General features: G+C 59.4%; 11 protein-coding genes, 1 tRNA gene and 1 riboswitch. Of the genes, 7 read left to right on the plus strand and 5 right to left on the minus strand.

What is annotated here, in order from left to right:
• Positions 1-16: 16 nt before the first annotated feature.
• On the plus strand, positions 17-1,285 hold the full coding sequence (locus tag C2U30_RS21060) for a DUF945 family protein (RefSeq protein ID WP_103244466.1): 1,269 nt from the start codon (positions 17-19) through the stop codon (positions 1,283-1,285).
• 58 nt (positions 1,286-1,343) lie between these two features.
• Here the strand turns inward: C2U30_RS21060 and purU are convergent, their stop codons facing one another.
• Positions 1,344-2,180, minus strand: coding sequence for a formyltetrahydrofolate deformylase (gene purU, locus C2U30_RS21065; protein ID WP_029313992.1), 837 nt, complete (start codon positions 2,178-2,180; stop codon positions 1,344-1,346).
• Positions 2,181-2,390: 210 nt separating this feature from the next.
• A riboswitch (FMN riboswitch) is annotated at positions 2,391-2,548 on the plus strand.
• Between the two features lie 104 nt (positions 2,549-2,652).
• On the opposite strand from purU, the gene ribB reads away from it, so the two are divergent.
• Both ribB and C2U30_RS21075 read left to right on the plus strand, forming a co-directional pair.
• Positions 2,653-3,306 (plus strand): 3,4-dihydroxy-2-butanone-4-phosphate synthase, encoded by a 654-nt coding sequence (ribB, locus tag C2U30_RS21070; RefSeq protein ID WP_010673523.1) that lies wholly within the window; start codon positions 2,653-2,655, stop codon positions 3,304-3,306.
• 225 nt (positions 3,307-3,531) lie between these two features.
• Complete coding sequence (locus C2U30_RS21075) at positions 3,532-3,774, plus strand: Lpp/OprI family alanine-zipper lipoprotein (protein ID WP_010634682.1); 243 nt, start codon at positions 3,532-3,534, stop codon at positions 3,772-3,774.
• A gap of 139 nt (positions 3,775-3,913) precedes the next feature.
• Here the strand turns inward: C2U30_RS21075 and C2U30_RS21080 are convergent, their stop codons facing one another.
• Positions 3,914-4,762, minus strand: a complete 849-nt coding sequence (locus tag C2U30_RS21080) for a tetratricopeptide repeat protein (RefSeq protein ID WP_103244467.1) — start codon at positions 4,760-4,762, stop codon at positions 3,914-3,916.
• Entirely contained in the window at positions 4,759-5,481 is a 723-nt protein-coding gene (locus tag C2U30_RS21085) for a 4'-phosphopantetheinyl transferase family protein (RefSeq protein ID WP_041213323.1), read from the minus strand. The genes C2U30_RS21080 and C2U30_RS21085 overlap by 4 nt, the downstream gene beginning before the upstream one ends.
• 276 nt (positions 5,482-5,757) lie before the next feature.
• Here C2U30_RS21085 and C2U30_RS21090 point away from each other — a divergent pair, with 276 nt between their 5' ends.
• The 3 genes from C2U30_RS21090 to C2U30_RS21100 all read left to right on the plus strand — a co-directional run bounded on the left by C2U30_RS21090 (position 5,758) and on the right by C2U30_RS21100 (position 8,307).
• Positions 5,758-6,246, plus strand: coding sequence for a C40 family peptidase (locus C2U30_RS21090; protein WP_039039319.1), 489 nt, complete (start codon positions 5,758-5,760; stop codon positions 6,244-6,246).
• Between the two features lie 151 nt (positions 6,247-6,397).
• Positions 6,398-7,345: a 23S rRNA (adenine(1618)-N(6))-methyltransferase RlmF gene (gene rlmF, locus C2U30_RS21095; RefSeq protein ID WP_041213322.1), complete on the plus strand. Its 948-nt coding sequence runs from the start codon at positions 6,398-6,400 to the stop codon at positions 7,343-7,345.
• 236 nt (positions 7,346-7,581) lie between these two features.
• A complete protein-coding gene (locus C2U30_RS21100) occupies positions 7,582-8,307 on the plus strand; it encodes a MaoC family dehydratase (RefSeq protein WP_010673529.1) in 726 nt (241 codons plus the stop codon).
• Between the two features lie 63 nt (positions 8,308-8,370).
• Here C2U30_RS21100 and C2U30_RS21105 read toward each other — a convergent pair whose 3' ends face one another.
• Complete coding sequence (locus C2U30_RS21105) at positions 8,371-9,363, minus strand: DUF481 domain-containing protein (RefSeq protein ID WP_103244468.1); 993 nt, start codon at positions 9,361-9,363, stop codon at positions 8,371-8,373.
• 13 nt (positions 9,364-9,376) lie between these two features.
• Positions 9,377-10,294, minus strand: coding sequence for a L,D-transpeptidase family protein (locus C2U30_RS21110; protein ID WP_042878776.1), 918 nt, complete (start codon positions 10,292-10,294; stop codon positions 9,377-9,379).
• Positions 10,295-10,634: 340 nt separating this feature from the next.
• On the opposite strand from C2U30_RS21110, the gene C2U30_RS21115 reads away from it, so the two are divergent.
• Positions 10,635-10,724, plus strand: a tRNA-Ser gene (locus C2U30_RS21115).

A 10,724-nucleotide genomic window follows, 5' to 3' on the forward strand; every position in this document is an offset into this window, starting at 1 on the left:
TGGAGAAACAGAACTGATGAAGAAAAAAGTGGCCTTGGCCGTCGGAGCCGTGTTGGTGGTGGGAGGGCTTGGCGCCTGCTGGTACACGGGCAATACGTTCGACCGGATCCTGGCCGAGCAGATCGCCAGGGCGCAGCAGGAGAGCGGAATCGAAGTCACCTGGAGCCCGGAGACGGAGAATCTGTTTACCCGCGACGGCGTGCTCAAGGTGGTGGTGCCGCCCCAGACGCTGGCGAGTTTTGATCCCCAGCTGGCGGGAAGCGAACCCATCGAGATGCAGTTCGCGTTCAACAGCCGCCTGTTGCCGCTCTATATCAAGAGTCACCTCCAGCTTGATACCGCACAGGGCACGCTGGCGCCCATCCTGACCTCTCTGGGGATGCAGCAGTGGCAACTGGGGGCCGAATCGGCGAGCAGCCTCTGGACCATGAGCAACAGTTCCCGCTTCTGGGTGAGTGACTTCAAGGTCAAGGAGGGGCTCAACGAGTTCACCTTCCTGCCCTTGAACGGCGACTATCGCGGGGATCTCGACGGCAATGGCCATCTCACCGCCCACTGGTTGGGGATGACGGTCCACGATGCCCAGAGCAAGACAGATCTGGCTTTGGCGGATCTCAAGGGCAGTGCCGACATGGCCGAGATCAGCGGGCTCTGGCTCTCTCCCCGCAGCGATGCGACCCTCACGGCCTTCTCCCTGACCCAGCCGGGGAACGTCAAGATCACGCTGGAGGGGCTGACCACGGCCACCGAGCTGGCGGGGGACGATCTTCAGACGCTCTCCACTCGCTATCAGATGAAGGTGGCGACCCTCAACATGGAGAGCGAGGAAGACCGGCTCGCGCTGACCCAGGGAAATCTGGATCTCTCCCTCAAGGGGCTGGATCTCGAGGGGTATCAGACGCTGCAAGAGGCCAGCAGCAAACGGGTGGACGAAGCGGCCATCCAGGAAGCGCTGGACAAGATGCTCCAGAGAGGGGCCACACTGGAACTGGCGGATCTGAGTGCGCGATTGAACGGTGAGCTTGTCAGCCTGCAAGGGGAGGCCAAGCTGGCGCCCACCACCCTGGCACAGTTGATGGGCAGCGAGGAGGGGATGCAGGCACTCTCCGGTCTGCTGCATGCCCACCTTGGGGAGAAGCTGGGCCAGGCCGTACCCCAGTTGGCCCCCATGCTGGAGCAATTCACTGCCATGGGATATCTGAAGGCGCAGGAGTCACAGCTTCAGGCCGAGCTCAAGCTCGACAAAGGGGCCGTGACCGTCAATGGTCTGCCGCTGCACCCGTGAGTGCCGCGCAATGAAAAAGGCTCCCTCGGGAGCCTTTTTTCTGGGGGCGCGCAGCCGCTTATTTGAACACGACGGTCTTGTTGCCGTAGACGAAGACCCGCTCGTTCAGCACCAGTTCCAGCGCCCGGCTCAGCACGGATTTCTCCACGTCGCGTCCGGCCTTGGCCATGTCATCGGCACTGAAGGTGTGATCGACGTGGATCACGTCCTGCTCGACGATGGGGCCTTCATCCAGATCGTCGGTGACGAAGTGGGCGGTGGCACCAATCAGCTTGACCCCGCGGTCGAAGGCCTGACGATAGGGGCGGGCGCCGATGAAGGCAGGCAGGAAGGAGTGGTGGATATTGATGATCTTGCGCGGATAGGCTTCCACGAAGCTTGGGGTCAGCACACGCATGTATTTGGCCAGGATGACGTAATCCGGCTGGTAGCCATCGATGAGCGTGCGCACTTGCTCCTCATGCTCGGTGCGGCTGAGATCCTCGTGGCTCACGCAGTGGAAGGGGATGTCGAACTTGCCGGTCAGCTCGGCGAGGGTGTCGTAGTTGCCGATGACAGCGACGATGTCCATGTCCAGGGCGCCGGCATAGTTTTTCATCAGGATGTCGCCGAGGCAGTGAGTCTCCTTGGTCACCAGGATGACGATGCGCTTCTTGCCCGCCTTGACGAGGCGACGTTGGGCGCCGGCAGGCAGGGCATCATCGAGGTCGGCCAGCAGGGTCTCGTCGTTGAAGCGCCCTTCCAGCTCGGTGCGCATGAAGAAGCGGCCGTTTTCGTGATCCACGAACTCGTCGTTCTTGTTGATGTTGAGCTGGTGCTTGTAGCAGATGTTGGTGATCTTGGCGATGAGACCCTTGGCGTCGGGGCAATCGGTCAGCAGTATTTTCTTTTCCATCTCTGTCATGATTCCGTTTGTGATGTTGGCACCGCGGTCTGCGCGGGCGCGCGCGTTTTTGCTGGCACTATGCCACAAACGAAATCAGAAAGGACAGCGCGCCGTGTATCGGGTGGTGCTCGCGCGAAAATTGCCGTGCAGCCAGCACCCGGTTTGTCTTTGATGGGTTTTTGGCTGGCATCCTGCGTCTTTTTTCTTTAGGCTGTCTGCGCTTATTCTCAGGGCGGGGCGAAATTCCCCACCGGCGGTATCCCGATGTGACTCGGGGAGCCCGCGAGCGCCCGACCCGGCATTCATCCGGGACGGGGTCAGCAGATCCGGTGAGATGCCGGAGCCGACGGTCATAGTCCGGATGAAAGAGGATAAGACAGATATTGCTGTCCAGACCCTGCCGGGTTGGCTGCCGCATGGCTACTTCTGTCTGCCTTTCCATGCCCTGATTCTGGTCCTTGTCTTTTTTAGGAGTCTTACCATGAATCAGTCTCTACTCAGTGAATTCGGTGATCCCATTGCTCGCGTCGAAGCCGCGCTGGCCGCCCTGCGTGCCGGTCAGGGTGTGCTGGTGGCCGATGATGAAGATCGCGAGAACGAAGGCGATCTCATCTTTGCCGCAGAAACCATGACCAACGAGCAGATGGCCATGATGATCCGCGAGTGCTCCGGCATCGTCTGCCTCTGTCTGACCGACGAGCGGGTTCGCCAGCTCGAGCTACCGATGATGGTGGAGGCCAACTCCAGCCACTATCAGACTGCCTTCACCGTGACCATCGAAGCGGCGCAGGGGGTGACTACCGGGGTGTCCGCTGCCGATCGCATCACCACCATCCGCGCGGCCATCGCCGACGGAGCCCGGCCCTCCGATCTGCATCGACCCGGCCATGTCTTCCCGCTGCGCGCCCGTACGGGTGGGGTACTGACCCGCCGTGGTCACACCGAAGCGACCGTCGATCTGATGCAGCTCGCCGGGCTCAAACCTTACGGAGTTTTGTGCGAGTTGACCAAGGAAGATGGCTCCATGGCCAGGTTGCCGGACCTGGTGGCCTTCGGTCGCCAGCACCGGATGCCGGTCCTGACCATCGAAGATCTGGTGCAATATCGTCAATTGCTGTCAGAACGTTCAGCCTGAGCCTCATACGAAATTGTAATAAGCCCAAATTTTGGTTACGCTTTGTGCGAACCTCATCCAGGGACACTCATTTTTGCTTAAAGTTTGTACGTAAAGTGTGCAACTAAAAAAAAATGAGGGTTTTAACGCATTTATCTGTGATGAGGCCTATCCAAACTATGATTTTTTTGTGCCATAATCACGCCGCTTGCTAAACGTCTGGCGAGTTAAAGGGAGCTTTTAAAAATGAAAAAAATGTTGTTGGTAGGTGTTGTTGGTCTGTCCGCTCTGCTGGGCGGTTGTGCAAACACCAGCGAACTGGAAACTTCCGTTCAGAATCTGTCTAACAAAGTTGACCAACTGGCTCAAGATGTTAGCGCTGTTCGTGCTGATCAGTCCAAGATCGCTGCTGATGTTGCAGAAGCCAAGCAAGAAGCTATGCGTGCTAACCAGCGCATCGACAACATGGCTACTTCCTACAAGAAGTAATCCATGCGAAAAAATGGCGCATTTCAATGCGCCATTTTTTTTGCCTGAAATTCATCAAATTACCGCGTTTCCCCGCTGAAACCCGCCTGACAAGGCAATGCCGACGAATCGGCATCCCCTCTTCTGATTTTCCTGTCGCTCAATAGAGCAGGCTGTAGAGCTTGCGACGATAACTCTGCGCCGCCGGGTGCGCGCCCATGGTTGCCAGCACATCGAGATAGATCTTCTTGGCATCGCCAAAGGCGAGATCACGTTTGAGGATGGTGAACAACAGGGCCAATGCCTCTTCCTGTCGACCAACCTGGCTGTAGAGCACCGCCAGCTCCTGGGCGAGGGCATGGTCATCCGGCTGTTCAGCGTGGCGCAGCTCCAGGGCGCGCAGCTCAGGACTGTCGCTGGCCTGCAGCGCCAGCGAGAGGCGGGAGCTCAGGGTCTGGTAATGATCATCCTGTGCCACCATGGGGATGGTCGAAAGCAGGCTCTGCGCCTCGTCAAGGAGATTGAGATCCAGCGTGGCCTGTATCAGCCAGAGCGTGATGTCGTGACGCTCGGGGGCGAGGCGATGGGCCTGGCCAAGATGGGTGTGCGCCACATCGGCTTGCCCGTTCTCCAGCGCCTGCTTTGCCTGATCGAGCAGCAACTCCTCCTCTTTGGGGGCAAAGGCGGCGAAATACTGGCGCAATGTGGCTTCATCCTGCGGCCCTTCCAGAATGGCCTGTTCATCCGGGCGCCCCTGATGGAACAGCACCAGCGCGGGCAGTGCGCGCAGGGCAAGCTGGCTGGCCAGAGGTTGCAACTGGGGGTCGTTCATGTCGACTTTGGCAAGGGTCACCGCCGCATTGGCCGGGCCGACCAGCGCTTCCACTTGCGGGGTCATGGCCTGGCACTCCGGCATCTGGGGCGCGTGGAAATAGATGACGACCGGCTTTTTCATGGACGCATCGAGCAATTCTGCGTGGAAGTTCTGGGGAGTGATGTCGACGATCATGAGGCTGACTCTCGAAAAATGGTGTGGATCAACATGGGGTCCAGCGGGGTGGAATTCAAGCGCGCATCCAGCAGATGGGCATCGACCCGGCGGGTCGGGGCAGCCAGGCTGAGCCATCCGCTGCCCGCGGGCCAGTCACGGATTTCATAGTGGCGATTGTCGAGGTGATTATTGAGCTGCCATGCCTGCTCCGGAAGGAAGCTGATCTTGTCGAGTCCGGCGGCAATGCCGTCGCCATGCGCCTTGAGCACAGCTTCCTTGCGAGACCATAGCCGATAGAAGGCCGAATGTTGCTCCTCTAGGGGCTGGGCGCTCAACCATTGGTATTCGCTTGGCGCATAGAAGCGTTTGGCCAACGGCAGTATGGGGCGGTCACGCAAGCCCATCTCGATATCCACCCCGAGGGGGCCCTCCTCACAGAGGGCGATCACCAGCCACTCTCCGCTGTGGCTGAGGTTGAACTGCCAGCAATGACTGAGCAGTGTCGGCTTGCCATGCGCACCGATGCCAAAAGTCAGGGCATCGGCCCGGCAGTGGAGTCGCTCGGCCAGCAGGCGGCGCAGCAGCACCCGGCCGAGCAGGTACTCATGCTGGCGACCCGCCTGGTGGATCTCGTGCCAGTGACGGCGTTCATCCGGGGCGAGTTCGGATGCCAGCCTGATCACCAGGTCTGCATCAACGCTTGCCGTATTTAACAAATAGAGATCCGCAGATAGCATAATATTTCACTTAAAAATGGGGGTGAAATAGCGATAACAGTCCGTTTGATGCGCTCAAAACCGATGCTTTCAAGATTGTATATTGTTTGGGCATGATCACATAAATTGCGCTAAACAGAGCATTTCCTTGCAAAAATGTGAGGTCGATTGGGATTTTCGCTTGCCTCGATAGAATTCTTGGATATAGTCGGGTGCTGTTGCCTTATAAATTGCCCTTTCGGGCTGCATTTTAACAAGTTTCACTCTTTTTGCGGGGATAAAGGATTGCGCCACCTGATGCTACTGCTGGTCGCGCTCGGAATGGTGGGTTGTGCATCGGCACCCCAACCCGAGGTCGCGAGCAAGATCGAGGTTTCCATGATGGAACCCGTGATTGAACCCGAAGTTTCACCAACCCCTGACGTCAACGAAATCCTGACCGTATACAAAGAGTGGCGCGGCGTTCCTTACCGGATGGGAGGCAGCAGCCAGCGAGGCATCGATTGCTCCGCCTTTGCCCGTGAAGTGTTCCGCAATGCCGTCGGCATCGAATTACCCCGTGATACCCGCTCCCAGGTCCATGAAGGCACCCGGGTTTCCAAACAGGATCTGGTCGAAGGAGACCTGGTCTTCTTCAAGATCAACCGCCGCCTCAATCACGTGGGCATCTATGTCGGCAATGGCGAATTCATCCATGCCTCCACCCGCGCCGGGGTGACACGCTCCAAGCTCGACAGCAGTTACTGGCGCAGCAAATTCTGGCAGGCACGCCGGATAGACATCTGAGTCAGGCTGGACAAACGGCTCGCAGTACGGACTGTTTTTCCAACCTCACTTGAACCGGGCCCTCAGGGCCCGGTTTTTTTATGACCCTCGTTTAGACTTTCCCTGGTCGACTCTCTATAGTGTGGCCCCCTTGATCCTCGGCAGGTCCAGCATGACACCCCAGCAGAAAACCGGATTGCACCCGCGCAATCGCCATCAGGCACCCTACGACTTCGACGCGCTCTGCCAGCGTACCCCGGCGTTGACGCCTTTCGTGTTCACCAACGAGCACGGCACCCGAACCCTGGACTTTGCCGATCCGGCCGCCGTCAAGACGCTCAACCGGGCATTGCTGGCACTGCACTATGGCATTGCGCATTGGGATCTGCCCCCCGGCTATCTCTGCCCGCCCATTCCGGGCCGGGTAGACTACCTGCATCGAGCCGCGGATCTGCTGGCCGAGAGCGCGGGATGCGTACCGACGGGCAAGCAGGTTCGAGTGCTGGATGTCGGTGTCGGGGCCAACTGCATCTATCCCTTGCTGGGCGCCCGGGAGTATGGCTGGCGCTTCGTGGGCTCAGACATCGATCCTGTGTCGGTGAAGGCGGCAACCCTGCTGGCCACCAGCAATGGATTGGGCAACCAGATCACATGCCGTCATCAGGGTAACCCCAAGCATGTCTTTCACGGGATCCTGGGGCCGAAGGAGCACTTTGCCCTGACTCTGTGCAACCCGCCGTTTCATGCTTCTCTGGCGGAAGCGAGCAAGGGGACGGAACGCAAGCTGCGCAACCTGGGCAAGGGCCAGGCAGTGGCCGGGGCGCCCGTGCTCAATTTCGGCGGTCAGAAGGCTGAGCTCTGGTGCGAGGGGGGCGAGGCGGCGTTTCTGGCGGCCATGATAGAGCAGAGCAAGGAGTTTGCCAGCCAATGCCTCTGGTTCAGCTCGCTGGTGTCGAAAAAGGAAAATCTGCCTGCCGCACGAAAGGCGCTGGCTCGGGTGGGGGCGCGGGAGGTTCGCGTGCTCGACATGGCGCAAGGCAATAAGGTGAGCCGGATCCTCGCCTGGAGTTTCCTGGACGATGGGCAGCGCAAGAGCTGGTGGACCGCCCAGGGGAGATGATCGAGGACGGGGCTCAGTGGCGACACGGGCCCCGTCTCTTTTTCGGATCAGATGTTGATTCGTTTGCAGCCTTCCATTCAATCGTTTTCCTGCCCGTGTTTGCTCGCATGTTAGTGACCACTTTCGCGCCTGGTACAGGTGTACGCCGAGATTTTTTTGTACTTGCTGATGAAACTTTCATAAAATAGGACTGGTTAGACCTCTTTACAGGCTTTGAATCGAATAGGGATCGGTAAATGAAAGTTGTCGATTTTCTGAAGCACAAGCGCGAAATTCTGGCGCAACACCCCTTTGAGCTCAAGGATTGGCTCTCTCCGGCGATCCGCGACTACTGGCGTGAGTTTCAGCAAAAGGCACACCTTCATCCCTTGCTGGGAAGAGTGCTGGATCTGCAGGGGGAGTCCCAGGATGCCCGCCAGCAAGAGGCTGCCAGAGTCACCCAGGTCGCGAATGGCCAGCCTGCCCTGGCGCAGGATCCCGTGGTGGAGCTCGAAGGTGAAGCGGCGGCACTCTATGCCGAGTTGCAGACCCGCATCGGTGAAGAGACCCATGTGGGTGAGTGGTTGCAGGTCACCCAGGCGTTGATCAACCAGTTCGCGACCGTGACCGGCGATCATCAGTGGATCCACACCGATCCCGAGCGTGCGGCAGCCGAGTCTCCTTTCAAGACCACCATTGCCCACGGCTTCCTGACTCTGGCCCTGCTGCCCCAGTTGACCGGTTCGGTGGACGAGAGCACGCCGGAGTTCCCGACCGCTCGCATGGTGGTGAATTTCGGCTTGGAGCAGGTCCGCTTCCCTTATCCTATCAAGGTGGACAGCAACATCCGCGCCCGCACCAAGCTGTCGCGTGTCACGCCCATCAAGGGGGGGATCGAGCTCCTCAAGGAGATCAAGATAGAGATCGAGGGGATCCGTCGCCCCGGCTGCGTCATCGAGTCGGTCACCCGGATCTATTTCTGACGCGCTCGTCTTGCGTCCATGAACACAGGCCCACTTCGGTGGGCCTGTGCCGTTTCTGGCGGGTCAGAAACTCGCTCCCAGGGTGATGAGGTGACGCCACTCTTTCTCGCTCACATCCCTTTGCAGACCGTGGTAGTCGAGCCAGGCATCGTCCCAATCCAGTTCGCTTGACCAGGAGAGGCGCAGGTGATCGTTGAAATAGTACCTGAGGCCCAGGCTGCCGCTGACGGACTGTTTTCTGGTCAGGTAGGGGGAGGGTTGATCGACGAATTTTTCATAACTGCCCTTGCCAAACAGCTCGAATTTTTCTTCCCAGAGGGTCCAGGGCTGCCGGTAGTCCCAACCCAGGCTGACGAAGGGGTAATTGATGATCCTGTCGTCAAACAGGTCGGAATTGCTCCACACCTCCGGCCTGAAATAGGCCCGCTCCAGACCGAGCTGGGTAATGAGCTCCAGCCGGCGTTGCCTGTCATTCCAGAAGCGGTAGCCGGGGCCGGAAGCATAGTCAATCTCCAGATAGCCTGCCTCGATCATGTTGTAATCGATGTCGACGGAAGAGCGCAGGAACCAGTGATCGTCGAAGAAGAAGTCGAGCTTGGGTTTGAGCTTGTATTCGTGGCTGTCGGTGATGTTGTTCGCCGTTTCGTAGATGTACTCGCCATCCAGGCTGTAACGCCAGTCCAGATTGGCAAACTCGGTGGAGACCTTGAGATTGACGTTGTTGGTCTTCTTGGTGTTCTCCTTGAGCTTGATGTTGAGATCCCCGTTCCCTGTCAGCAGCCAGGCATTGGCCTCGTCAGGAGAGTCCAGCAGGGGGATCCCCGTCTTGGTGAGCGGCTTGGGTTTTTCCTGCTTGTCCAGACGCCATCGTTTGATGGCGCGGCGCGGGACCGTCATGGCCTGACTGTAGGCGGGCTTGATGCGGATCTGCTCGTCCGTGATCTCCTCTATGGTCCCGCTCAGGCGATCGCCGTTGTGCATCCAGAGGATGTCCGCCATCGCCGCGGAGCCAGGCAGCAGAAGCAACAGGCAAACCACATGACTGATTCTGTTCATGGTGGTCAGGCCTTCAGCCGCTCACGGGTTTGGGCAGCCCGCTCTTGCGCTCGAGCAGGGCGGTCACCCGGGCACTGTCGATGTCGGGGGCAGCGATGAACTGCTCGGCTTCGGGGGAGAGCACCAGCGGCGCCCCTTGTGCCATCTCCGCTTCGGTGCGGGAGAGGGGGGAGTGTACCTCCAGCCAGCGACGACCGTCGGGTTCCACCGCCATCTTGACCGGCTGGTTGATGACCCGGACCGGGGTGCCGACGGGAACAAGACCAAACAGGGTTTCGATGTCATCCGGGCGCAGCCGGATACAACCCGCGCTGACTCGCAGACCGACCCCGAAATCCTTGTTGGTGCCGTGGATGAGGTAGTCCTTGTTGCCATAGCCAAGACGCATGGCGAACTTGCCGAGGGGATTGTCGGGGCCGGGGGGGACCACGGCGGGCAGATCGATCCCCTTCTGCTCCAGCCAGGACTTGCGGACCATGGGGCCGGGCACCCAGGTCGGGTTGGGATTTTTCGCAATGACGGTGGTGGTCATCTCCGGCGTCTCGCGGCCGATGTCACCGATCCCGATGGGCAGCACCATCACCTCCTGCTTGCCCTTGGGGAAGTAGTAGAGGCGAAGTTCAGGCAGGTTGATGACGATGCCTTCTCGCGGCACGTCGGGCAGCAGCATCTGGGTCGGCAGAGTGAGCCGGGTGCCCGGGGTGGGCAGATAGGGGTCTACGCCGGGATTGGCTTCGAGCAGTGCCAGAAAGCCTGTCCGGGTATGCTTGCCGACCAGTTCCAGATGATCGCCAGGCTGTACGATGTAATCTTCCAGGGCGCCGATGAGACGGCTGTCCGCTGGCGGCAGGGGATAGGTGTTGGACCAGACAGGTGCGGCCCAGAGGCTGGCGGCGGCCAGCAGCAGTGAGACGATACGAGTGTTGAGCATGGTTGTTCCTATCGGCTGGGGCGAGGGACGGGTTCCCTTCCAAAAAATGAGCAGAGATTGTCAACGAATCCCGCGGGGATTACCAGTCCGGCACCATGACTGCCGGGAGGGCGGTGGCGAGCGCGTCACAGGGTGTCACTGGCCCATCAGGCTCGCCGTATTCACCCGCCGGGAACCGGGTACAGGGTGGAGACAGTGAGCGAGGAGGCGCTGCCGGGTGAAAGTCACTGGCGTTGGGAGGGGCGGGATCGCCGGATGGCGGTTTTATCGCCAGTCGTCTGATCTGCAACGAGATTTACATTGATTTCCCGGCTAGGGTTGGGTCAATATGAGTGCCCGTGGAGAGATGCCGGAGTGGCCGAACGGGATTGACTCGAAATCAATTGTGGCAGCAATGCCACCCAGGGTTCGAATCCCTGTCTCTCCGCCA

The sequence above is a fragment of the Aeromonas sp. ASNIH5 genome (assembly GCF_002902865.1).
GTDB lineage: Bacteria > Pseudomonadota > Gammaproteobacteria > Enterobacterales > Aeromonadaceae > Aeromonas > Aeromonas caviae.

What these genes read in the sequence shown, in the direction of transcription:
- C2U30_RS21085 (WP_041213323.1), bottom strand. Translation starts at nt 5,481, where the DNA reads ATGCTATCTGCGGATCTCTATTTGTTAAATACGGCAAGCGTTGATGCA.
- purU (WP_029313992.1), bottom strand. Translation starts at nt 2,180, where the DNA reads ATGGAAAAGAAAATACTGCTGACCGATTGCCCCGACGCCAAGGGTCTC.
- C2U30_RS21080 (WP_103244467.1), bottom strand. Translation starts at nt 4,762, where the DNA reads ATGATCGTCGACATCACTCCCCAGAACTTCCACGCAGAATTGCTCGAT.
- C2U30_RS21100 (WP_010673529.1), top strand. Translation starts at nt 7,582, where the DNA reads ATGAAAGTTGTCGATTTTCTGAAGCACAAGCGCGAAATTCTGGCGCAA.
- C2U30_RS21090 (WP_039039319.1), top strand. Translation starts at nt 5,758, where the DNA reads ATGCTACTGCTGGTCGCGCTCGGAATGGTGGGTTGTGCATCGGCACCC.
- C2U30_RS21105 (WP_103244468.1), bottom strand. Translation starts at nt 9,363, where the DNA reads ATGAACAGAATCAGTCATGTGGTTTGCCTGTTGCTTCTGCTGCCTGGC.
- rlmF (WP_041213322.1), top strand. Translation starts at nt 6,398, where the DNA reads ATGACACCCCAGCAGAAAACCGGATTGCACCCGCGCAATCGCCATCAG.
- C2U30_RS21110 (WP_042878776.1), bottom strand. Translation starts at nt 10,294, where the DNA reads ATGCTCAACACTCGTATCGTCTCACTGCTGCTGGCCGCCGCCAGCCTC.
- ribB (WP_010673523.1), top strand. Translation starts at nt 2,653, where the DNA reads ATGAATCAGTCTCTACTCAGTGAATTCGGTGATCCCATTGCTCGCGTC.
- C2U30_RS21075 (WP_010634682.1), top strand. Translation starts at nt 3,532, where the DNA reads ATGAAAAAAATGTTGTTGGTAGGTGTTGTTGGTCTGTCCGCTCTGCTG.
- C2U30_RS21060 (WP_103244466.1), top strand. Translation starts at nt 17, where the DNA reads ATGAAGAAAAAAGTGGCCTTGGCCGTCGGAGCCGTGTTGGTGGTGGGA.